The following is a 22,290-nucleotide window of genomic DNA, read 5'->3' as shown; positions in this document are numbered from 1 at the left end:
TTTAGTACAGAAAAAGAACTACTGGTTTTGCTGCTGCCACACCCGGACTCGTTACAACCTCTAGCCTGATATTTATAAGTCCCATCATCCATACCACTAAAGGATTTGGATCTACTTGAGCCCATTCCAACCCAACTGCCCCAACTGCTATTTTTTGACTGTCGGTACTGATAATAGTCAACAATTCCACTCGACGAAGTCCAGCTAACGCTATATGAACCATCTGTGTCAGTTGAGGAAGGGACGCTAATTGATCCGGGAGTCCCCGGCTTTGGTATGGTAACAACTACAGAAACGGGATTTCCAGCAGAGTAATCTTTCGGAAAATGCTCACCTAAAAGAGGGTTATAGTATTCGCCCCTGGCATATACTTGATATGTATAAGTGCCATTTTCATTTTTAGTGAAACTTTTGGAGCGAGTACTCGTGTTTACTGTATATGTAGTATCAGAGCCATTGTAACTTTCAACAATCTTGTATAAAAAATCCGCATTGGGATGAGCATCCCAGCTAAGCGTAAAGCTTCCAGTCGATGTGCTGGATGAAATCCTAACTGTCGAAGCTGAATGTGCATATACTGAAACCATCATGAGCCAAAGAATGGTTACTGCCCGTAAAATGCTCATCCCTTCTACCCTTCCATCCACATAATTTTGAGTGGGCGGAATATACCTTAGGACTATAATCGATTCTATTAGTTAATAAAAATAATTGGCCTTGCAGTGAACAAAACCTCACCAACCGACCTGCCAATACTACCAGATTGAACTTTTTGAGTTTTAACTGAACTGCTGGAATTTAACAAATAAATATGTAAGTCCAGAGGAGCATTGAGAGTTTGTAAATACCCTGCCAAAGACAAACCTATTGAAATCATCGATAAATTCCTGCAACCCCTCTACAGGGATAAGATTTTTGTTAAGACACAACTTACAAAACGTCTTGCCACCTAATGAAAATTAATGCTTGATGGGTAATGCTATGACTGTTGTATGCAGTCAGGCAGGCTGGAGTAGTCACTAGCTAGCTCACTCGCAGATAATGACCGAAGAAACTTCTCTCAAACCTAGAATGATTACATTCTTTGATTTAATGTTTGACCTAATTCAAGTGCAATTTAAAAATTGTTTTTGGATTAGCTTAATCAATAGATAACTGTCTTTGCCATTTACAATCAGTGGAAGTAGTAAAGCTCGGCCCCCTATAACCTAATAGCAATAACTGAGCTCGAAGTTGATCAATGGCAACTGGAGTGGGCCGATAATGGCCAGAACAGGTGTTAACAAAAACTATCTTTCCACCCTCCGCAACAATCTCACCCGCAGCTGCAACACTGCCTCCTGCCAGAAACGTCGAATGAGCAAAGACTGGCTTTGGATAAAAGTAACTTGAATATATATTCCCATTTTTATCCATAACATAGATAGCAGCTCTACCATTATAGTCTTCTGCCTGTTGTGCACGCCTAGTATCAAAAAGCTCACCAGTAGAGTCATAAATCTTCCCGTCCATCACCGATAGTTTCGTCCCCTCTCGCTGGGCATCTGTGTAATAAATAACATATGCAGGACACATATATTTAAATTTTTTAAGACACCTTACATCTTCACCCTTGTATTTTGAATGAAGTTCAAAAAGCCTGTAGTTTTTTATTTTTGAATTACCATGTACCGCAACACTAGAGCTACTTTCATTAGCCCTATTCGTATCGTTCATAGTAAGAATCCACTGGGAGATTCCTTCTGGTGCACATCTGCCCGCATTAACCCCATGGTAATTACATGTATTTTCACCTGACCACCAGTCAGTTGGTCTAGGCAATACACTATTGGAAAGACCTACTTCCATTAAGTATTCTGATGTTTCATTTACTTTACTGCTCTCAACTATAAATGACCTATCACGGTAAGTCATACCGCTTGAGGGCTGACCACAATGGAGCGCAGTCAAAAGCAAGGCAATAACTTTCTTTAGATTCTTGACGACCATTAACGGTAACTCTTTCGTAACTGTAAAGGACAGGAGAATACAGTGGGCTCAAAATGCGCTGTGAATAGGTGATTATAAGCTTTCAGCCAGCATCTAAGCCTATATTATCCCGCACGCACTGTATTTTTCTTCGCAAATTTAGGTTATTCAGTCATCAAAACCCACTCTAAGAAGAACACCCAAGACTAACCAGCAGGACCTGATATAGAAGAGTAAATAGCATGACGAGTGGGACGACTTCTAAATCAAAATAGAAATGGTCCCCTTAGATGCTCAAGCCGCAGTATTCAACCAACCTAAAGCATCCCTCCACAAACTATCTTCGTAGCGCGTCTTGAAGAAACCAAAATGACCTATTGGCTTTGTATCCACGGCTTTAGCATTCACAATCTTTATTTCGGTATTTGCATTACAATAGAACGCCTTAAGAGCCTTCACAGCCTGCAGTGGAGCAAAATCTATATCATCATCTATGTATAGAAACTTCATATTGCACTCTAGACGGGAGAAGCCATCTCGTACGGGGCTACCTCTCTGGTCAACAATATAATCTTTATGGCGCCCCCAGTAGGCCCACTGCCGGGCAACACCTGCGGGTAAACTTTCACCTCCGAGGAAAAGGCCTGGAACCTGCCCCAAAATATTTGATAAGAGCGGTATCATAGCGAACCAAGCAAACAATATTTTGGGCCTCTGACGCAATCCCCAGTGGCCCCAATACCCGCTTTGGGAGGATACACAGTAGACACTAGCAAGTTGGGTATTGTTATCTGCGAAGCCAATAATTTGGCCCCCTACACTATGCCCCACACAATGCCAGGTTAGCGATTTGTATTGGCCAGTAGACCAATCGATAACAGTGGCCAAATCGTACTCTCCCCACGCGCTCATAGACAGTCGGGAGTCTCGTTGATTGGCAACCGCAGACTTACCTATACCTCGATAGTCATAGGTCACTACCAAGTAGCCATTCTTAGCCAGGAATTTTGCAAATTCAGCATAATAGCCCTGCTTGACCGCAGTAGCCGAATTTATGATTACCCCCGCTTTAGGCGGACCTTTTGGTGAAAATAGCGTTGCCCCGAGAGATAGGCCATCCTGAGTTACTATCCGACATTCTTCAGCCATTACTTGAGACCTCCATGTCTTGGTCTAATACAAAATTTATGAGAGGACCCAGCACCACATCCGGAGCCTCCAGCTCAGGGAAATGTCCAGCTTCTGCTATGCATAGTAGAGAGGCCTCCGGGATCATATTCAAACTTGAATGCTTACAAGTACATTTATGAGAAAGGTCCCGCTCCCCCCAAAGAAATAAGGCTCTCACTGTTAAGGGTTTGGAGAAAAGAGTACCCTGCAAAGGAGATTCGCCGACTAATAATCGTTGAAAAGCTGACGCCAGATTAAAAGTTGCTCCATGTTGGTAGGCTTGTTGGGCCAATTCATTAAACGGTGTGATCAGCTCACTCCTCCCTAGCGCAGCTTCAAACCAGGCAAGTGTTCGCTTACGTTTCAGAGCTTTTAGCAACAACTGACTTAAAATTGGCTTACTCAGCAATCCTCGTGGATCTCTTCCCTCCTTCCATCTCAACATTTCTCCCCAGCTCGGTACTTGAGATAGCACTATGTGGTCAAGCAAATCTGGACGCTTGTACGCAAGTGCAATTGCTCCAAAGCCGAGTACGCATGGAGCAACAAGCGTCACACATCCAAGGGCAAGGTTTTGTAAAAACACCTCGGTAAGACTAACCAAAGATGCAAAGTTATAATCAAGACTCGTTGAAGGAATGGAAAAACCAAAGCCAGGTGGTTCAAATATTACAACGGTGAAATCACTCGGAACTTGGCCTGCAAGATAGTCATAATGCTCAATAACAACTGGCGGATCTGCTTCAAATACAATTACACGGCTGCCTCGCCCTATTTTTCGATAGCGAATCACACAAGAGCCCAAATCCATAAACTGAATACCATCTCTTGAGTGAGCTGCGTACCCTTTAAGGGTTTGACTTTTAAGCAAACTCGGCACAAAGCCATCTATAACTGCCGATATCATACTCTGGCCACCTGATTACTTTAGATACTCAATCAGATAATCCTAGGGAAGTGACAACACTGCGACAAATGGGTTTTTCCTTAGGCTCAGGCAAGAAAATCTTGTCTGGGAAAATAAAGCTAGGTGATTAACCTTCTAGGGAATGGACAACTTCTATAAACCAGCGAACAAATCCTTCAATAATTTCGTTACCCTCCGATGACTTGCTAAAGGCAAGATACAAAGGAGCCAGCTCACTGAATTTTTCAGGGTAGAGTAGTTCAAGCTCTCCAGATCTGACTTTAGGCGTTAGTGCGGGAAAGTATCCCATTGCGACTCCCAACCCTTGCTCGGCCATCTCGAGTACGGGTTGTAAGCCATCACAAGTCAGCGTCTCATTGAATTCAACTGATAAGCCCCAATCTGCCGACCATCTTTGCCAACCCAGCTTATCTGTAGACAATTGGATCTGATTTGCTCGATCGTTCTTCAAGTAACCCGGCGCGCAAACCGGTGAAATTCGCACCCTTGAGATCTCCCGGTAACACAAATCATCATTCGACTCCTTGTCATAACGTATAGCAACCTGCAGCTCGCCAGGGTCTATGCTAGCGCGGGCGATTTGAGACTCGATACTAATACACACTGTGGGGTATAGCGCTTTAAAGGATTTGATATTTGGGGCGAGTACTGTATTGGTCAGAAATGGAATACTGTGGATGGTAAGTGTTTTATTTTGATCCCGCGCAAGTAAATCCAAAGTTGCCCGTCGAATCACTTCCAGTGCCTTGGCAATTTTCAGATGGTATTCCCTACCAACACCCGTAAGTTCAATAGTTCGATTGAAACGAATAAATAGCTTGGTTTGCAACTCCGCCTCCAGCGTTCGTATCTGGTGCCCAACAGCGGAAGGTGTTACATGAAGCTCTTGTGCAGCGTCCTTGAAGCTTAAGTGCCGAGCAGCCGCATCAAAGGTTACCAGCAAGTTAGTCGAGGGAAGTTTCCGCATGAAGAATACTGTGATGCCATACCATTATTTTGTGAATGGCAGATTATCATGGGTACTACAGGCTCCCTCAACGTGTTAGCTGCCAAAATTGAGGAGAATCTAGCCCAAAACAACCCCTCCCTTTGGAGCGGTTACGCTTGAAAGCAGCTCCAAACTCACCTCCCTCCTGCAAGCCCCTCTATCTGATCTAATGTAAACACATCCCCTCCCCGATCGTGTGAGCTACACCCATGAGAGATGTCGCCGTTGTTGCCTATTGCCGAACTGCCATCGCCAAAGCCAGGCGGGGTGCGCTGAATGAAACTCACGGTATTTCTATGGCTGCCCATGTCCTGAGGGAGGTGGTTTATAAGGCGGGTTTAACGCCACAGGAAGTGGAAGACGTTGTGTTGGGGTGCGGCTTACCCGAGGGGGCTACTGGGCACAATGTCGCGCGCAACGCGGCACTATTTGCCGGCTTTGGGTCTCAAGTGCCGGGTTTTACTATAAATCGCTACTGCGGCTCTGGCCTCAATGCGGCTTCTATTGTGGCCAACCGTATTGCCGCAGGCGAAATGCAAATTGGGGTGGCCGGTGGCGTCGAGAGTATCAGCCTGGTGCAGTTCAACTTGAACCTGAACCATTTTGTCTATGAGCCCTTACAAAAGAAAGTGCCGGCAGTTTGGTGGACCATGATCCAAACGGCCGACTATGTCGCCGATCAATACAACATCAGTCGCGAAGATCAGGATCGCTATGTGGTTGAATCACAAAAGCGTGTTGCCGAAGCTCAAAAGGCCGGAAAGTTTGCCGAGGAAATCACGCCGTTTGATACGGTAATGGCAGTGAAAGATAAGGAGAGTGGCGAAACCAATCGCCTGAAAGTCACCTTGTCAGAAGATGAAGGCCCCCGCCCCGGCACAACCATGGAAGCCCTGTCTGCGCTGGAACCGGTGAACACAGGAGGGACGATAACTCCCGGTAATGCGTCCCAGTTATCCGATGGGGCCGCAGCGGTCGTCATGATGGATGCTGAACTGGCAGCGCAGAGAAACCTGCCTATTCTGGGGCTGTTTCGCGGTATGCAGCTGGGAGCGGTAGCGCCAAAAGAGATGAGTATTGCGGTAGCGCCAGCGGTCAGTCGCCTTATGAAGCGCCACCAACTCACCCAGGATATGATTGACCTTTGGGAGCTACATGAGGCTTTTGCCGTAACCACCCTATACAACCAGGCTGAACTCAAAACCCCTTGGGACATTACCAATGTTAATGGCGGTGCTATTGCGCTCGGCCACCCCTACGGTATGTCGGGCATCCGCTATCTGGGTTCAACCCTGTTAGAACTGGGCCGGCGCGACGCCCATCGGGCAATTATTGGTGTCTGCACTGCCGGCGGTATGGCGACGGCTGCTTACTTAGAGCGATAAGGAATCAGCCCATGAACACCTGGAAGCCTATGGCTGCCCTAGTATTATTGCTACTGCTCCCCTTGGTGGGTTATCTACAGGAAAATATGCAGGGGGTAAAATTTGACACACTGGTAGAATCGACCAAGGATTGGGCCGGAGATACCCTACCCCAATATCCAGAGGGGCAGCCAGAGCTCTCTGTGGTGCGTGTGACAATCGAGCCAGGCGCACGGCTACCAGTGCACAAACACCCCGTACCTAATAGCGTCTATGTTGCCGAAGGCACTTTAAAAGTTACCCTCGTTGACCAGGATAAAAGCCTAACTTTGGATGAGGGGAAAGCCTACGTTGAAGTCACCGATATGTGGCATTTTGGGCGCAATGAAGGCGACAAGCCTGCGACACTCATCATTTTTTACGCTGGTGCTAAGGGAATTCCGACAACGGTCTTTCAAAAAGATAATTAGGAAGCACCCTACTCTAATAACTTGCCGATGAATTAGCAGCTAACTGACGCGCAGCAGGGCTTCTCTAAGATAGCCAGGCAATGGGGTCTTCTCCTTTTCAGGGGATGACAGAGTGACATAGGTAATATTAGCGGTGAACGCTAGTATCCCATTATCCAAAAAGCCTTTCGTTTGAAACGTAAAAGAGTGATTACCAATATCCGCAACAGAAACATGGATACTTAATTCTTGATCCCAGGTTACAGGGGATAGAAACTCCAGGTTAAAAGCTCTTACAGGTGTAAGAAAACCCAGTTGTTTCATTCTGGCGATAGCAGGCCCTTCAAGCAGAACAGCCATTGCATCATGGGTTGCCTCAAGTGCAAACGATGAGAATCTTGGGGTGTATACGATTCCCTCGGGATCACAATCCCCGAACAGTACTTTTCGTTTGACTGTTATCATCGTATCAACCCGTTATTTCTTATCTGGGCTGGAATTATATGTGAAGGTCCCCGCTCCATTCCTACCAAACCACCTACCCAAATCCATCATTGAGAGATCAAACCTCAAGGACCAAATATGGATAATACAGTTACTTCTGGTGGCACCAGGAAACGTACTGGCAAAATACTGGTCCCTACCCCAGGGCTTACATAGAGGTGTTTATCACCTTCAACAATATGCCCAATAGCAAAACGCTGCCCGTAACTTGAAGGTACTATGGGCCGCCCAATAAACGGCAAGTAGACCTGGCCCCCGTGAGTATGCCCGGCGATAGTTAATGACAGCTCCGCAGGCAGTTCGGGGAAAATATCCGGATTATGAGTGAAGGCCAATACCGTCTCACCTTCATCTATCCCCTGCATTGCTTTTTTAACATCGTGAGGCCCCTCCCAAAAATCACTGATTCCCACTAGTCGTAATTTACATTCGCTACTAACCAGACTTACTGACTTATCCTCAAGCACTGAAATTCCCTGGCTTTCAAGGGATTGCTCAACCCGCGCTGCATCAAGCCACCAATCATGATTTCCCAATACGGCAAACACCCCCATCGGGGCCTTGAGTTCTTTAAGAATTCCCGCTGCATCCTCCGGCGGAACGAATTTACCTCCAACAACCCCCTGAATAACAAAGTCACCGGGTAGGAGAATAAGGTCGGGTTGGCTTTTATTAACAGCCTCAACCAGGTTTTGTAAGCTCTTCCGCCCCTTGTAAGGGGAACCTACATGCAGGTCAGCAAGTATCGCGACCCTTAGCCCGTTACATTCCTTTGGCCAGGCATCTACGACAATATCATCTTCATTAATTCGGAAACTTGCTGGCTCAATGATAAATGCCCATACGGCCAACAACAAACCAATACAAAATAATACGATAAAAGCTATACGCCACTTACTCAAAACAAGGCCCAAAATTTACGACTAACACTCATTATTATTTGCCGGATGGCCATGACAGCTACAATCTGTCAGCTCCCGCATAATGTCACAGGCATTAATTGCCTGGCCACCCTCACATCGATTGCGTAAATCTACCAAGCTTTTTCGTAACTGCTTGAGCGATTCCAGTTGTTTTTCGACTCGTTGAATTTGATCATCAACCACGCTATCAATATCAGTGCAGCTTTGCGATGGAGCCTCTTTTAATCTCAACAGGTTGCGAATATCCTCGAGGGGGATATCCAGAGAACGACAGTGGCGAATAAAACGCAGTTGTTCCAGGTGAGACTCTGAGTAAAGCCGGAAATTACCCTCTGAGCGAGCGGGCTCTGGCAGTAGCCCTGCCTGCTCGTAGTAACGAACCGTTTCCACTTTGCAGCCTACTCTCCTGGCAGCTTCACCAATCTTGTAAGCCATGCCACTCCCTCTTGACTCTATAGTTACTAGAGGGATTGTAATACTGGCTCACTGACTGATCTATCCGAGAGTGAATAATGGTCAAGCGCGATTCCAGCTGTGGCTGCAGCGGGGCAACCCAAGCCACAACCATGACGCCAATTCAAAACACCAATAACAATAGCGACAAAGGTGACCTGTCCCTGTTCTCCATCAGCAAGATGGACTGCCCCACTGAAGAGGGGTTGATACGCGCCAAGCTCTCCGGCATGCAGGGCATTTACCAGCTGGACTTTAATCTGGTGCAGCGAATCCTACAGGTGCGCCACGCGCCAGGTATGGAGAGCAAGATCCTCAACACCCTAACCCCTCTTGACCTGGACGCACGCCTGGCCACGGAAGATGACATCGATTCCGCGCCACCTACCACCCATGCAAACTGGTGGTTATTGGGCGCTGCCGGTTTGGCGGCGATTGCCTCCGAGGTCGTATTCTGGTTACAGGGGGGAACAATTGGCTGGTAATGATACTGGCCCTGGCCGCTATCGCTGGCGGCGGACTCACGACCTACAAAAAGGGCTGGATCGCGCTCAGCAATCGCAACCTGAATATGAACGCGCTGATGTCCATCGCGGTCACCGGCGCCCTGCTTATCGGTCACTGGCCCGAGGCAGCAATGGTGATGGTGTTATTCACCCTGGCAGAATTAATTGAAGCCAAATCCCTGGATCGTGCCCGCAATGCGATTCGGGAGTTAATGGACCTGGCCCCGGAAACCGCCACTGTACAGGGGCCAGATGGCGAGTGGGTTTCCATGTCAGCCAAGACTGTTCCGGTTGGCACAACCATCCGGGTGCGCCCCGGCGAACGTATCGCTCTAGATGGGGAGGTAATACGCGGCAATTCAGCTGTAAACCAGGCCCCAATTACCGGGGAGAGCCTTCCGGTAGACAAAGGCCCTGGAGATGAACTTTTCGCCGGCAGTATCAACGAATCCGGGGCACTCGAATACCAATCTACGGCTGCTGCCAACGATAACCTGCTCGCCCGAATTATTCATGCGGTGGAAGCCGCACAAGGTAGTCGCGCGCCAACCCAGCGCTTTGTCGACCAATTCGCCCACTGGTATACGCCCCTAGTATTTGCAGTGGCACTGGCTACTGCGGTAATACCGCCGCTGCTTTTTGCCGTCAGCTGGATGGAATGGATCTATCGCGCACTCGTGTTACTGGTAATCGCCTGCCCCTGCGCACTGGTGATTGCAACTCCTGTCACCATCGTAAGCGGCTTGGCATCGGCCACCCGCCACGGAATCCTTGTTAAAGGCGGGGCCTACCTTGAGCAGGGGCGCCACATTCGCTGGTTGGCATTGGATAAAACTGGAACCATCACCCATGGCCTGCCAACCGTCACGGATTTTAAAGTGTTAGCGCCAATGCCCGCGGAAGAGGTACAAACCCTGGCGGCGAGCCTAGCCGAACGTTCCGATCATCCGGTATCCAGGGCCGTACTTGAGTTTGCTCAGATTCCCCACGAACGCCTACAAGAAGTGGATACTTTTGAAGCCCTGGCCGGGCGCGGCGTCAGGGGCAGAATTCAGGGAGATCAGTGCTACCTGGGTAACCACCGGCTTATTGAAGAATTGGGCATTTGCTCCGCCGAGCTGGAGCGCCAATTGGGAACCCTTGAGGAAGAAGGGAAAACTGTTGTGATGCTGACCCGGGAGAACTCCGTTCTGGCGATATTTGCTGTCGCCGATACCGTGAAGGAATCGAGCCAACACGCCATTGAGAGCCTTCACAAGCTGGGCGTGAAAACACTGATGCTTTCCGGGGACAACCAGCACACTGCAGATGCGATTGCCAAACAAGTCGGCATCGATCGGGCTGAAGGCAACCTACTGCCGGAAGACAAGCTCAGAGAGGTGGAGGCTCTATCTGGAAAAGGCCAGGTTGGCATGGTTGGCGATGGCATTAACGATGCCCCCGCCTTGGCACGTGCTGATATTGGGTTTGCGATGGGAGCAACGGGAACCGACACAGCGATAGAAACCGCTGACGTGGCCCTGATGGACGACAATCTGGGCAAGATCGCCACCTTTATCCAACTATCTCGTTCAACGGCCCATATTCTTTGGCAGAACATTATCTTGGCGCTGGGCATTAAAGCGGTCTTTCTGGTGCTTGCTTTTGCCGGAGAGGCAACCATGTGGATGGCTGTTTTTGCCGATATGGGGACCAGCCTGCTCGTGGTTTTTAATGGGTTGAGAGTGATGAGGAAATGAGCCGGTTTGATATACGGCTTTTCTAGTTAACGGTACTAATTCAGCAATACAGTCTTTCCGTTAACTCCGCTAGATACCGGATAGATTACTTGCTATTTAACAGCTACAGAGAAAATCTATAGGGTGTTACACTTGCCATTTCAATAAGTGCAAAGAAGATTAAAAGTTTTGAACAAATTAGCCCTGATATCTATTATTTTTCTTCTTTGCAGTTGCACTGACTCTCCAACAAGCAAAAATTGCAGCTCTTACGACGAATGCCCCCAGTACATTGACTTTTATAAATCCAGCATTGAAGACAGGGAAATGGCAAGAGAGAAAGGCGGGCCTGTTCCTGTTTACAAATCACTGCCAATATACCCGCAAGAAGCGCTGGAAAAGCAGATGGAAGGCTACGTAATTGTTGAGTATGACATTAATAAAAACGGCGATCCGATAGACCCCCGAGTTATTAAAAGTAAGCCCTCGGGTTTCTTTGAAGAATCTGCTATCCAGACAGCAAAACACTTTAAATATGAAGCAACTCCAGAAGAGTTCAATAACATTAGAACCAAAGTCATTTATAATATTGCCGAGAATCAACCTGATAGCCAAGAAACATTTTTTGCATATTTATTGTGGCTAGCGATTTAATTATTTTTATACAAGATCGCAAGTATAACTATTTACAGCTCTAGCCTTCTATCAAATACTTGGAGTAATATCACATGCAAATCGTAATACCCCTTATCACTTCCACCAGCGTCTAAAACTAATAAGGCTACGTGCCAGCAAAAAGGGAACCAGAAACTGGCCACTCATCTGAAGTGCAAACTTTGGCCAGAAATCTATTTCTTCAGAGAAGAATGACAGTACAAGGTTGCCTGGAAATAAAAATGTACCGAAATATGGCCAACCCCCACCAATTATTTTCCAGTTATACGCAAATGCCAGTAAGCCGATAGCCAGGGAAATTACCCCTACAACCAGCGAAAATCGTAATCCTTTATCGCTAATCAACATTGCAACTCCTTGCTTCAAATAGATTACTTACCTCGAACAACCTCTTTCTTGATGTAAACACCCAACCTTTTAGCGAGACGCACCAAGTTCCCTCGGTCTACGGATAGTAATTTGGCCGCTTTACTCCAGTTCCCATCGGTCTCAGCCAGGGCACGCCCAATAAGTTCGCGCTGATAGTTTTCCGTTTCCACCCTTAAATCAATAGCCTCAGACAGCGACTCTACCGGTTTCTGCGGAGCCTTCTGAATAACCAGATCATCGGGAATTTCAATTTGTGCTGCAGTAATGGCAACAATAGCTTCTGGAGAGCTACCTTTGCGGGCCCTAAGGGCTGCGCGGCTGATAATATGTTCCAACTCGCGAACATTACCCGGCCAAGCGTATCGCTGTAGCTTATTGGTGGCCTCTGTACTGAGACGCAACTGACGAAAACCCAGCTTCCTGCGGGAGCGCTCCAAGAAGTAGTCTGCCAACAGCAGGACATCATTACCCCTCCGACATAGCGGTGGGACTTCAAGGGGATATACAGAGAGGCGGTGGTAGAGATCAGCTCGGAAAGTACCGTTTTCAATCCCTTTGCGTAAATCCCTATTAGTCGCCGCTACAATACGAACATCTACATGCTGTACCGTATCCTTACCTACCGGTTGAATCTCACCACTTTGCAATACACGCAACAATTTGCTCTGCACCACAAGCGGTAACTCGCCAACCTCATCCAGGAAAATAGTGCCGCCGTTCGCCAGTAAAAATTTGCCGGGCCTCTCGCGATCTGCGCCGGTGAAGGCCCCTTTTGAATGGCCAAAAAGTTCAGCTTCCGCCAGGGTTTCAGTCAGGGAAGCGCAGTTCAAATAGACTAAGGACTTCTCCTTGCGAGTCGACAACCTGTGGACGGTACGGGCCACCAGCTCTTTCCCCACCCCTGTTTCACCGAGAATCAGCACGTTGTAATCCGACCCAGCCACCAGCTCTATCTCACTGCGCAGGGACTGCATTTCCGCGCTCTCACCAATTAATTCACCTCCATCCCGCTCCAGTGCCTGCTGGGTTAGGTCTTTCACCAATTGCTCAGCATGCTCAGCGGAGTGTGACAGGGCCTTTAGCTCTAAAGCTGTGCGTAAAGTGGCCGCAGACAGCGCGGCTATCAGTTCAAGGGTTCGATCACTGATTCGGGCATAGGCATCTGCTGTCATGCTATCCACTGTCACCAGACCAATCAGGTGGTTATCTGAATAGAGAGGCAAGCCCATACAAGAGTGCACGGGAAGATCTCCCTCCCTATCCAACAGCAAACCATCGAAGGGATCTGGTAGCTGACAGTCAGAGGGGAAGCGGACCGGGTGTTCCGAGGCGCAGATTTGCGCTAGCCGTGGATGCTCATCAATCAGGAATCGCCGCCCTAGGGTCCGTCGGGCAAGCCCTTGGACTGCGAGGGGGGTGAGTGTATCGCCATTGAGCCCAAGCAAGGCAACAGCATCGCACTTGATCGCTTTGCGGATAGTAGAGAGCAGACGCTCAAAACGATCGCTGTTGTTAAGGCTATTAGCCAGGTCCAGAGCCACTTCGAGCAGTAAGGTTGCGTTGGTATCTACCATAGCCAAGTCAGTCCAAAAGACCTTTAAGAGTCATTATGACACAGCAACCATAAAGGTCAATTTGACACACAAACACCAAAAATAAACCATAACTCATTGTTTTTATTGGTATTTATATTTGGCATAGCAGTTGCTAAAGATAGATTGACGCCGTTTGAACCTGAGGCCGATATGCTGAATACGGAAAACCCCTTACTGCGTGAGCGTTTCAAGCTACTACTAAAAGCCGGTAACTTTACGCTGCTTCTGTCAGTTCCCCTGCTTATTCTTACGATTGTTATTTGCTATCCCCTGTCTCACCTGTTTTCAATTCCCACGCAGGTCGCCGGACATATCTTTATGGTGATTAGTGCGACGTTTCTAAAACTGGGCTACATAGGTCGTGTGGTTGCTCAATACAACCTGGACCTTGAGGTTCGATAAAGGCTGAACCGCCACCTCCGAATTCCCCCTTCCTAATAGCAGCGAATAAATCAACCCAGAGCCCCTGCTGGCTCTGGGGTTCAGCATTGCCCGACACCTCAAACCACCGTGGACTATACTGACAGTCTCAGAGATAGCATTTCCTTCTAGGGAGACTTATGGCTGCCCCTCTGGTTGAGCCAAGGTCTCTTTTACAGGCTCTATAGCATAAAGGGCCAAAGTCAGGGGGTATCAAAATTGGGCTTAGCCTTTATAAGCAGTGAGCTGATATCCCTTACCAGTGAATGGAAGCCAAGCGTAAGACCAACCTTCCATGCTCGCCCCCTAGTCCACCCAAGCGAGGTACCGCGAGACACTCGCTGTTCTCCTAATAAGATCACTACCACATCACAGATAGGTAACAGCAATAGCCGGGGTCTGTATTCGCTTATTCAGGAGCAGACCTAAATGTGGGAAATGATCGATGATGGAATTACTTTCTTTGCCACTCAGAGCTACGCCACCCTCTTTACGATGTTTTGGATCGTGGTGGTATTGGAATTCCCTAGATATTTAATGTCGTTTTTTACCTCGGTATTCTTTTTCGCCACAAAACCAGAGTACGAGGAGGACATTGAATCCCTGGGCAGACTCACTGCAGTCATCGCCGGTCACAACGAAGAAAACTCTATTGAAAAGTGCGGCGAGCGCTTACAGGAACAAAGCTATATCCCCTATGAAGTAATTGCAATCAGCGATGGCTCCACAGATAAAACCCGAGACGATATTCACTACCTGCAAAACAAGGGCCGCTTGGATGGCGCTCATGCAACAGAACTGCGTGGAGGCAAGGCCTCAGCCCTTAATTTAGGACAGAGATTTTCAACAGGCGACTTTATCGCCTCAATTGATTGCGACTGCACCTTCGATCGCCACGCCATGAAATATGTAATGCAAGGCTTTGCCGATCCCAAGGTTGGAGTGGTTTCGGGCAATGTGATCGTCCGAAACTCAACAGCCAATATACTCAGCTCATTTCAAGCTATCGAATATGTAATCAGTATCTGTTTAGGGCGGCACTCCTTAGCGATGCTCGACCAGATGTGTTGCGCCTCCGGAGCCTTCAGTGCTTTTAGGGTATCCGCAATGAATCAAATTGGCGGCTTCGATGCCGGCGGAGGAGAAGACTTAGATATCACCTTTCGCTTGCGAGATTATGGCTGGAGAGTTGAATTTGCCCCTGAAGCGATTTGTTATACCGATGTTCCCACCAGTATTACCGTTCTGATGCGCCAGCGCTTTAGGTGGGAGCGAGATGCTATTCGTCTTCGCTACCGCAAGTACCTGCATTTTATTAATCCGTTCCGCCAAGGAATGCAACTAAAAGAATTCTTCCACCAGTATGAATTCCTGGTTTTCAATGTTATTGCCGCAATAGCTTTACCAGTCTATTTAGTCTGGCTATTCGTGCGCTACGGTGATAACTCCTGGTTTATCTTGGCCGGTGCCCAAGTCGTACTGATTGCACTCGATACTATTACCTTTGCTTTAGCCTCTTATGCGACTCCAAAAGTTAAATCACTTCCCCTTTGGCCTTATATTCCAGCTTACAGCATATTTTATGTGAATTTTATGCGAGTAGTGCGACTCTACGCTTATGTGCAGGAGTGGGTTTTTAGAACGTCTTACAAGGATTCTTTCGCACCATTAAAAGTCCATCGTGTTCGCGAGTAGCTTGAATGAAGGCTCTGCGAAAACGATTACGCCCCGATAGCTTCGAAAGCGAGCAACGCAAAACACGGGGTTCAGCGAGCCGTAGAATATATCTGGTTATGTTAATCCTATTTGGTATTGGCGTTATTCGCTATATATGGGGTGACTGGTTTTTACTGCGAAGCGATGGGTTGGTACTACGCGATCAAAGCGTCATTGAAATGGGATATCTAGTAAAAGTGGTAGAGGTTTCTGTTGATGAAGGACAAATGGTAAAGGAGGGCGAACTACTACTAAAGATCGAATCTATGGAGTTGTTGGAGCGTATAGCGGACCTATCCAACCGACAAGCCAACTTGATGCAAATCTCCGCAGAATTTACTTTAATAGCCGAAACAGCCAAAAAATTATTACTACCAGCACAAGAACGAAAGGAGCAAATTGGAAGAATCGTAGATAGAATTAATAAGCTTGCGGATAAAGGCGTTGTCAGCGAGGTCGGCTATCAAGATGTACTGAAAGATAGTTTTGAAGCAAGTGAAACCCTTGTAAAACTTCAAGTAGAAAGCGCCACATTAGAAGGAAAGCGCAGGTCTGTAGACGAGGCGCTCTACCGCTCAGAACAAGCATTAAGAAAACTGGAAGAACATTACAACAACGGTATTATTCAAAGCCCTACCTCTGGGCTGGTGGGCGCATCGGTTCCCCATGTAGGCAATGTTTATGATGCCGGAGAGCCACTAATGGCTATCTACACCGGGGAGGCCTATGTCCTCGCTTATCTTCCCAATCAATATCAATTCGTGATCAAGCCTGGAATGGAGGTGTTGGTTACTGGTGGACGCTTTAAAGACAAAGGGGTACTTGTAGAAATGATCCCCCTCTCAGCCGCACTACCCCAGGAGTTCCAAAATACATTCAAGCCCACATCGCGTAATCAGTTAGCGAAAATAGTCTTACTTGACCCATCAAAATTTCCGGTGAACGAGAAAGTTACCATAACCCTAAAGATTGACTGGATTGATGTCATTATTGATAAATTTATTAATTAACTCCCCCAGATGACGACTATCTTTTATGTCATACAATTATTCCTAATTCCTGCCAGGGACGTAGGGCACCTATCCCTGCCTATTGCCAATTTTTCACCTATCTTTTCTTAAATACTCAACAATCTATTCAGTTAAAGGGACGCCATATACACTACAGGCTACACAGTTACGTATAACTGGCATGAAATAAGCTAAAACACTCAGTTAATCTTTCAAACGCCAGCTGTTATATAGGTGTGGAGGAATCAGCATCTCCTTTTTAAGTGACGAATATAGCTTTTTTCGCTGGCCCGGCGACTCTAAGGTGACATCGCATACCGGTGAATCCAAAGACGCTATTTTAATTGAGGAGCCAGCATCAATAGATGACCTGACGCATATATGGCATATGCGTGGTGGCTTGTATCTACTCCCGGTTATTGATCTCACTGGAACAGTCGGCGAGAAGGCAGATCTGGATTGCTCAAAGCTTAGTGCGCAGGATATGCCCGTTGTGAGCCAGGTTATTGACGACTTTCACTATCGGCGCGCGCAAGTCCACCTGGATTTCCACACCACTCAGAAAGATAGCGACAAAATACTAGCGCGATTATTTGTATCTGGCGTAAGTCTCTCGCCGCACTATAGCCCCAACTCCAAAGCTACTGTTGATTTTAATATTATCCTCGACAGCCCGACGGTTGTGACGGAATGTGAAAAACTGATCGAATCAGGATTTCTACAGGGCAAGTTTTTCGATCGACGCCATATCTGTAACGGCTGTGGAGGTTCCCAGTTTAATGTCCGTGAAGAGTGTGCGGTATGCAGATCCTCTAACCTTACCGAAGACTTCTATCTGCACCATTTCAGCTGCGCCTACCTGGGACGCGAAGCTGACTTCAGGGAAGGTGAAGACCTGATTTGCCCCAAATGTCGAAAGGAGCTTTTACACTTCGGCAGTGACTACGACAAACCCGGCACACTACTTATTTGCAATGCTTGCGGCCATGCCAGCTCAGAAGTGGAAATAGGGTTTTTGTGTCTCAACTGCCAGATGGATACCGACAGCGAGTCAATCCGTACCGGTGATATTCATAGTTACGACCTCACTGAAAGAGCCAGCAGTTACCTTAGGGCAGGATACGCATTTCTCGATTTCACTGACCACAATCCCATGTTTGCCGACCTGCCCTTCACCCTGATCGTAGAACTCAACCAGGCGGCAAGAGCATGGAAAGAGAACAAAACAAATTTTTGCTTGGTGAATATCAACTATGAACATGCTCATGAACTCGAAGTCGAACATGGACCCCGACAAACAATGCAGAGCCGCCGCCAATTCATAGAGAACCTTCATGGAGTTTTATGTAGAGCTTACGAAGGTATACGGAAAGAGGACTTTATTACCGGGAAATATGAAGATTATATGGTTCTACATGGAATAGCTAAGGAGGACATACTTGAAGATCGCAGAGAAATGATCAAGATTGCCATGTCCTCCATAAGGCTGGATATTGGCCCCTACTTTAAAGTACTCGGGCCCGAGGAGCTTGTTTAAAAGAAAGCCGCCCGCCCTGTTACAACCACCTTACCCGAGCCGGCTAGCGCCTACAACTTACTCGATAACTCCCTAATTTCATGGTTCAGGATACGGTCGTTGTGACTGTAATCCACTGGCACATCCACGAGATGGACCCCACCCGCCCTACAGCATTTTTCTATCATCGGCTTAAACTCATCCGTGGCCGTTATTCTGTGGCCATGAGCACCATAGGATTTTGCATAGTCGACAAAATCAGGGTTACCAAAATCCAGACCAAAGTTATCAAACTCCATCATGGCCTGCTTCCACTTGATCATACCGTAGGCATCATCGCGTAAAATAAGTACGATGAGGTCAATTTTTAAACGAACCGCCGTTTCAATCTCCTGGGAATTCATCATAAAGCCCCCATCCCCACAAATTGCAACCACACGGCGGTCTGGGCATACCAACTTGGCAGCCATTGCCGAAGGCAAGCCCGCCCCCATCGTTGCCAGTGCGTTGTCGAGCAGCACGGTATTCGGGGCTAAAGCAGGATAATTCCGCGCGAACCATATTTTGAACATGCCATTATCAAGCGCAATAATGCCCTTCTCCGGCATTACTTCGCGGAGATCCTTTACCAGTCGTTGCGGACGAATTGGGAAAGTGGTGGTATTTGAGCCCTCCTGGATGTGCTTTTGAAGCGCGGCACGGATACGGTGCGCATCGGTAAAGCTCCAGTGATCCTGGGGTTCCAAGTGCTGGTCCAGCTGCCACAAGCTGTTGGCAATATCGCCAACCACCTCTATCTGCGGAAAGTAGACCGGGTCCACCTGCGCTGAATTGAAGTTGATATGTACAACTTCCGGGCCACCGGGACGCATAAAGAAAGGCGGTTTTTCTACAACATCATGACCCACATTGATAATCAGGTCGGCCTGCTCAATGGCCCGGTGAACAAAATCCCCATCCGATAGCGCGGTGTTGCCAATAAAGTGCGGGCCCGATTCATCAATTACTCCCTTGCCCATCTGAGTTGTGACCACCGGAATACCCAATTTGTCGACAAACTTGCGCAACATTTTGGCGGTTAATTTACGGTTTGCGCCTGCTCCCACCAACAGCAGAGGTTTACGGGATGCCTCAATCGCTTCTGCAGCTTTGCGCACTGCCTTCTCTTCGGCAATTGGCCTGCGGTTATAGCTGGGCTCCAAGACCGGCATGGTGGAGTGTTCACGGGCAATATCTTCAGGAAATTCCAAGTGGGTTGCCCCCGGCCGCTCCTCTTCCGATTGCCGAAAGGCTTCACGGACATGAGCTGGCACATAGTCGCCACCCACAATGGTCTTGGTGAACTTGGTGAGTGGACGCATCATGTCAACAATATCAATAATCTGGAACTGGCCTTGCTTAGAACTTTTGATAGGTTTTTGACCTGTGACCATCACCATCGGCATTCCACCGAGCTGGGCATAGGCTGCAGCTGTCACAAGGTTCGTGGCCCCCGGCCCCAAAGTAGACATGCAGACACCTGGTTTGCCCGTAAGCCGACCATAGGTAGCAGCCATAAAACCGGCACCCTGTTCATGGCGCGTGACAATTAGTTTTATCTTTGAGCCCCGCAAAGATTCCAGCATATCCAGGTTTTCCTCACCAGGAATCGCGAAAATATACTCAACGCCCTCTTTCTCTAGGGCACGAATAAAAAGGTCCGATGCTTTCATTGGGGAGGCTCCTGTAGTCCCGCCTTACTAACAATAAGATCCCCGCCAAAAGAGCTGTTTTTATAACTGCCTGACACGATTGCTCAATTACGCGGATACCTCTCTTACATCTCACTTTATCGGCTCATAAGTTTGCACCCTGCACAGTAGCTCACATGGTGCCTTAGCAATGTATTGCTAAGATCAGTCTCAGGGAAAATTAATTTCTTGCGCGCTGATACCCACCATCCAAGTGATGACAGCAAACTCCCTGATAAGTATTAAATCACTGCCTTTGTATGACACTGGATGATAAGAGTTGCAAATGGAATCTCGCTCAGAAGGCGCAAGAAAACACTGGGTTCTCTCACTTGCCGCTCTCGGGGTTGTATTTGGTGATATCGGTACCAGCCCACTCTACGCCTTTAAACTGATTTTCCACCCCCGGTTTGGAATTCCCCATAACACAGAGACCATTATTGGTGGGGTGTCTGCTGTCTTCTGGGCACTTACCCTCATTGTCACTATTAAGTACGTCATATTGGTAATGCGCCTGGACAACCGAGGGGAAGGCGGGATCATGGCGCTGATGACGCTGGCCCTAGAAGCGACAAAAGGGCGAGAATTATTAAGAAAGTTCATTATAGGCGGCGGGATCTGTGGCGCGGCACTATTTTTTGGTGATGCCGTTATCACACCAGCCATCTCCGTTCTCTCCGCAGTCGAAGGACTGGAGATAGTCAACAAAACTCTAAAACCGTTTATCCTGCCAATTTCTATCGGCATACTCTTTGGATTGTTTTTTGTACAGCGCTTCGGCACCGAAACCGTGGGGAAACTGTTCGGCCCGATTACCGCCATCTGGTTCTTAGTTTTGCTGCTCGCGGGCCTTTACTGGGTGCTCCAGAATCCTGTAATTCTCCACTCCATTAATCCCTTGCATGCTGTTAGCTTCCTCACTAACCATGGCATGGCTTCATTCTGGATATTAGGTGCAGTATTACTGGTGTTTACCGGAGGAGAGGCCCTATATACCGACATGGGGCATTTTGGACGCATGCCTATAAGAATTGCCTGGATAGGTTTGGTGTTCCCCGCCCTCGTGTTGAACTATATGGGACAGGGCGCTCTACTTATTAGTGACACCTCTGCGGTAGACAACCCCTTTTACCGGATGTACCCGGACTGGTCGCTCTACCCAATGATTATTCTTGCAACTGTAGCAACCTGCATCGCTTCCCAGGCCTGTATCTCGGGGACCTTCTCCCTGACAAAACAAGGAATCCAACTTGGCTTGATGCCCCGTTTTGCCATCCGGCACACGTCATCAGCACTCGTGGGGCAAGTTTATATGCCCGGGGTCAATTACCTATTAATGACAGCGGTAATACTAGTGGCAATTCTCTTTGGAAGCTCAGTCCACCTGGCTAGTGCTTATGGTGTGTCAGTGAGTGGCGCAATGTTGATTACCTCCTGCATTGCAGCAATCGTGTATCGCCACTACCTCAAATACAATCTGCTAATTTGCCTAGCTGTCGGCTCATTCTTTGCTTTTATTGATTTTGCCTTTGTTACTTCAAACCTGGCAAAGATTGGCCACGGGGGTGGTTCTCTATAAGTTTAGCCGCATTTATTGCGATGCTGATGATTACTTGGAGAGATGGAAAAAAAGCAATAAATTGTTACTTGCAGGGTAAGAATTATAAATTGGAACCCTATTTAAACTCACTTTTTGATAACCCCCCATTACGAGTACCTGGAACAGCGATATTTGTGGGAACCAATCAACTCTTTGTACCTCATGCCCTAATATACAATTTGAAACATAATAGTGTCCTTCATGAAAAGAACCTTTTCCTAACCGTTACGTCGGCCAATACACCAAAAGTACTCCCAAAGAACCGAGCAATCATTAGTAAGATCAGAGAGGGATGCTTCAGGCTAATCTTACGTTATGGATATATGGAACGCCCAGATGTCGAAGGGGCCATAAATAAACTCAACAAAATGCACCTTTTGGATATAGATCCAAGTAAGTCTTCTTTCTTTACCTGCCGATACAATATATTTCCTGTTAAAGGTGGCTATAGCAAAATGGCAAATTGGCGAGAGCGGATCTTTGCTGCAATGGTAAGGAATTCAAGCAGTGCTATTGAATATTATCGTATCCCGGCTAACAGGACTGTCGAAGTACAAGAGAATATAATGATCTGAATTGACAAGCTATTTTATCAAATAACTGACGAGCTTATGAAACTCACCTTAGAGTATAGAGAGAAATAGTTAAAACATGCTGATCATACCAGCCTGCTTCCTTTACGGCTAAT

At 47.5% G+C, this 22,290-nt stretch carries 20 protein-coding genes and 1 pseudogene; 10 read left to right on the top strand and 11 right to left on the bottom strand.

Annotation, left to right across the window (positions count from 1 at the left end; genetic code table 11):
* Position 1 precedes the first annotated feature (1 nt).
* The 5 genes from QT397_14285 to QT397_14265 all read right to left on the bottom strand — a co-directional run bounded on the left by QT397_14285 (position 2) and on the right by QT397_14265 (position 5,033).
* Positions 2 to 190 (bottom strand): hypothetical protein, encoded by a 189-nt coding sequence (locus QT397_14285; protein ID WNZ58455.1) that lies wholly within the window; start codon positions 188 to 190, stop codon positions 2 to 4.
* Positions 191 to 1,140: 950 nt separating this feature from the next.
* Entirely contained in the window at positions 1,141 to 1,989 is an 849-nt protein-coding gene (locus tag QT397_14280; GenBank protein ID WNZ58454.1) for a hypothetical protein, read from the bottom strand.
* A gap of 273 nt (positions 1,990 to 2,262) precedes the next feature.
* Positions 2,263 to 3,117 carry an alpha/beta hydrolase gene (locus QT397_14275; GenBank protein WNZ58453.1) on the bottom strand — a complete coding sequence of 285 codons (855 nt, stop codon included), beginning with the start codon at positions 3,115 to 3,117 and terminating at the stop codon, positions 2,263 to 2,265.
* Positions 3,110 to 4,045, bottom strand: a complete 936-nt coding sequence (locus QT397_14270; GenBank protein ID WNZ58452.1) for an alpha/beta hydrolase — start codon at positions 4,043 to 4,045, stop codon at positions 3,110 to 3,112. The genes QT397_14275 and QT397_14270 overlap by 8 nt, the downstream gene beginning before the upstream one ends.
* A gap of 127 nt (positions 4,046 to 4,172) precedes the next feature.
* Complete coding sequence (locus QT397_14265) at positions 4,173 to 5,033, bottom strand: LysR substrate-binding domain-containing protein (protein WNZ58451.1); 861 nt, start codon at positions 5,031 to 5,033, stop codon at positions 4,173 to 4,175.
* 230 nt (positions 5,034 to 5,263) lie between these two features.
* Here QT397_14265 and QT397_14260 point away from each other — a divergent pair, with 230 nt between their 5' ends.
* Both QT397_14260 and QT397_14255 read left to right on the top strand, forming a co-directional pair.
* Entirely contained in the window at positions 5,264 to 6,439 is a 1,176-nt protein-coding gene (locus QT397_14260) for a thiolase family protein (GenBank protein ID WNZ58450.1), read from the top strand.
* An 11-nt stretch (positions 6,440 to 6,450) separates the two neighbouring features.
* Entirely contained in the window at positions 6,451 to 6,888 is a 438-nt protein-coding gene (locus QT397_14255; GenBank protein WNZ58449.1) for a cupin domain-containing protein, read from the top strand.
* A gap of 39 nt (positions 6,889 to 6,927) precedes the next feature.
* Here QT397_14255 and QT397_14250 read toward each other — a convergent pair whose 3' ends face one another.
* The 3 genes from QT397_14250 to cadR all read right to left on the bottom strand — a co-directional run bounded on the left by QT397_14250 (position 6,928) and on the right by cadR (position 8,729).
* Complete coding sequence (locus QT397_14250) at positions 6,928 to 7,332, bottom strand: thioesterase family protein (GenBank protein WNZ58448.1); 405 nt, start codon at positions 7,330 to 7,332, stop codon at positions 6,928 to 6,930.
* A 104-nt stretch (positions 7,333 to 7,436) separates the two neighbouring features.
* Entirely contained in the window at positions 7,437 to 8,273 is an 837-nt protein-coding gene (locus QT397_14245; protein WNZ58447.1) for a metallophosphoesterase, read from the bottom strand.
* 21 nt (positions 8,274 to 8,294) lie between these two features.
* Positions 8,295 to 8,729: a Cd(II)/Pb(II)-responsive transcriptional regulator gene (gene cadR, locus QT397_14240; protein WNZ58446.1), complete on the bottom strand. Its 435-nt coding sequence runs from the start codon at positions 8,727 to 8,729 to the stop codon at positions 8,295 to 8,297.
* 131 nt (positions 8,730 to 8,860) lie between these two features.
* On the opposite strand from cadR, the pseudogene QT397_14235 reads away from it, so the two are divergent.
* Positions 8,861 to 10,992, top strand: a pseudogene (locus tag QT397_14235) (heavy metal translocating P-type ATPase).
* 306 nt (positions 10,993 to 11,298) lie between these two features.
* On the top strand, positions 11,299 to 11,625 hold the full coding sequence (locus QT397_14230) for an energy transducer TonB (protein WNZ58445.1): 327 nt from the start codon (positions 11,299 to 11,301) through the stop codon (positions 11,623 to 11,625).
* A gap of 96 nt (positions 11,626 to 11,721) precedes the next feature.
* Here QT397_14230 and QT397_14225 read toward each other — a convergent pair whose 3' ends face one another.
* Together QT397_14225 and norR are read right to left on the bottom strand one after the other, a co-directional pair.
* Positions 11,722 to 11,994, bottom strand: a complete 273-nt coding sequence (locus QT397_14225; GenBank protein WNZ58444.1) for a hypothetical protein — start codon at positions 11,992 to 11,994, stop codon at positions 11,722 to 11,724.
* Between the two features lie 23 nt (positions 11,995 to 12,017).
* Positions 12,018 to 13,589 (bottom strand): nitric oxide reductase transcriptional regulator NorR, encoded by a 1,572-nt coding sequence (gene norR / locus QT397_14220; GenBank protein ID WNZ58443.1) that lies wholly within the window; start codon positions 13,587 to 13,589, stop codon positions 12,018 to 12,020.
* 171 nt (positions 13,590 to 13,760) lie between these two features.
* Here norR and QT397_14215 point away from each other — a divergent pair, with 171 nt between their 5' ends.
* The 4 genes from QT397_14215 to QT397_14200 all read left to right on the top strand — a co-directional run bounded on the left by QT397_14215 (position 13,761) and on the right by QT397_14200 (position 18,293).
* The gene (locus QT397_14215) at positions 13,761 to 14,012 is read left to right on the top strand and encodes a hypothetical protein (protein ID WNZ58442.1); all 252 of its coding nucleotides are present in this window, start codon (positions 13,761 to 13,763) and stop codon (positions 14,010 to 14,012) included.
* A gap of 447 nt (positions 14,013 to 14,459) precedes the next feature.
* Positions 14,460 to 15,725, top strand: a complete 1,266-nt coding sequence (locus tag QT397_14210; protein ID WNZ58441.1) for a glycosyltransferase — start codon at positions 14,460 to 14,462, stop codon at positions 15,723 to 15,725.
* Positions 15,726 to 15,730: 5 nt separating this feature from the next.
* Positions 15,731 to 16,756 carry a biotin/lipoyl-binding protein gene (locus QT397_14205; GenBank protein ID WNZ58440.1) on the top strand — a complete coding sequence of 342 codons (1,026 nt, stop codon included), beginning with the start codon at positions 15,731 to 15,733 and terminating at the stop codon, positions 16,754 to 16,756.
* Positions 16,757 to 17,060: 304 nt separating this feature from the next.
* Entirely contained in the window at positions 17,061 to 18,293 is a 1,233-nt protein-coding gene (locus QT397_14200; GenBank protein ID WNZ58439.1) for a hypothetical protein, read from the top strand.
* 50 nt (positions 18,294 to 18,343) lie between these two features.
* On the opposite strand, the gene QT397_14195 is transcribed toward QT397_14200, so the two are convergent.
* A complete protein-coding gene (locus QT397_14195; protein WNZ58438.1) occupies positions 18,344 to 19,984 on the bottom strand; it encodes an acetolactate synthase large subunit in 1,641 nt (546 codons plus the stop codon).
* Positions 19,985 to 20,288: 304 nt separating this feature from the next.
* On the opposite strand from QT397_14195, the gene QT397_14190 reads away from it, so the two are divergent.
* Both QT397_14190 and QT397_14185 read left to right on the top strand, forming a co-directional pair.
* Positions 20,289 to 21,581 carry a KUP/HAK/KT family potassium transporter gene (locus tag QT397_14190; GenBank protein ID WNZ58437.1) on the top strand — a complete coding sequence of 431 codons (1,293 nt, stop codon included), beginning with the start codon at positions 20,289 to 20,291 and terminating at the stop codon, positions 21,579 to 21,581.
* 26 nt (positions 21,582 to 21,607) lie between these two features.
* Entirely contained in the window at positions 21,608 to 22,177 is a 570-nt protein-coding gene (locus QT397_14185) for a KUP/HAK/KT family potassium transporter (GenBank protein ID WNZ58544.1), read from the top strand.
* The last annotated feature ends 113 nt before the right edge of the window (positions 22,178 to 22,290 follow it).

It is taken from the genome of Microbulbifer sp. MKSA007 (genome assembly GCA_032615215.1).
Lineage (GTDB): Bacteria > Pseudomonadota > Gammaproteobacteria > Pseudomonadales > Cellvibrionaceae > Microbulbifer.
The sequence above is the reverse complement of the archived record's forward strand: the minus strand, read 5'-3'. Positions and strand labels throughout refer to the sequence as shown.

Excerpts from the sequence above, each read along its gene's own strand:
- norR (WNZ58443.1), bottom strand. The coding sequence starts at position 13,589 with ATGGTAGATACCAACGCAACCTTACTGCTCGAAGTGGCTCTGGACCTG.
- cadR (WNZ58446.1), bottom strand. The coding sequence starts at position 8,729 with ATGGCTTACAAGATTGGTGAAGCTGCCAGGAGAGTAGGCTGCAAAGTG.
- QT397_14210 (WNZ58441.1), top strand. The coding sequence starts at position 14,460 with ATGTGGGAAATGATCGATGATGGAATTACTTTCTTTGCCACTCAGAGC.
- QT397_14225 (WNZ58444.1), bottom strand. The coding sequence starts at position 11,994 with ATGTTGATTAGCGATAAAGGATTACGATTTTCGCTGGTTGTAGGGGTA.
- QT397_14185 (WNZ58544.1), top strand. The coding sequence starts at position 21,608 with ATGATTACTTGGAGAGATGGAAAAAAAGCAATAAATTGTTACTTGCAG.
- QT397_14205 (WNZ58440.1), top strand. The coding sequence starts at position 15,731 with ATGAAGGCTCTGCGAAAACGATTACGCCCCGATAGCTTCGAAAGCGAG.
- QT397_14215 (WNZ58442.1), top strand. The coding sequence starts at position 13,761 with ATGCTGAATACGGAAAACCCCTTACTGCGTGAGCGTTTCAAGCTACTA.
- QT397_14265 (WNZ58451.1), bottom strand. The coding sequence starts at position 5,033 with ATGCGGAAACTTCCCTCGACTAACTTGCTGGTAACCTTTGATGCGGCT.
- QT397_14270 (WNZ58452.1), bottom strand. The coding sequence starts at position 4,045 with ATGATATCGGCAGTTATAGATGGCTTTGTGCCGAGTTTGCTTAAAAGT.
- QT397_14280 (WNZ58454.1), bottom strand. The coding sequence starts at position 1,989 with ATGGTCGTCAAGAATCTAAAGAAAGTTATTGCCTTGCTTTTGACTGCG.
- QT397_14260 (WNZ58450.1), top strand. The coding sequence starts at position 5,264 with ATGAGAGATGTCGCCGTTGTTGCCTATTGCCGAACTGCCATCGCCAAA.
- QT397_14250 (WNZ58448.1), bottom strand. The coding sequence starts at position 7,332 with ATGATAACAGTCAAACGAAAAGTACTGTTCGGGGATTGTGATCCCGAG.
- QT397_14230 (WNZ58445.1), top strand. The coding sequence starts at position 11,299 with ATGGCAAGAGAGAAAGGCGGGCCTGTTCCTGTTTACAAATCACTGCCA.
- QT397_14190 (WNZ58437.1), top strand. The coding sequence starts at position 20,289 with ATGGAATCTCGCTCAGAAGGCGCAAGAAAACACTGGGTTCTCTCACTT.
- QT397_14195 (WNZ58438.1), bottom strand. The coding sequence starts at position 19,984 with ATGAAAGCATCGGACCTTTTTATTCGTGCCCTAGAGAAAGAGGGCGTT.
- QT397_14275 (WNZ58453.1), bottom strand. The coding sequence starts at position 3,117 with ATGGCTGAAGAATGTCGGATAGTAACTCAGGATGGCCTATCTCTCGGG.
- QT397_14255 (WNZ58449.1), top strand. The coding sequence starts at position 6,451 with ATGAACACCTGGAAGCCTATGGCTGCCCTAGTATTATTGCTACTGCTC.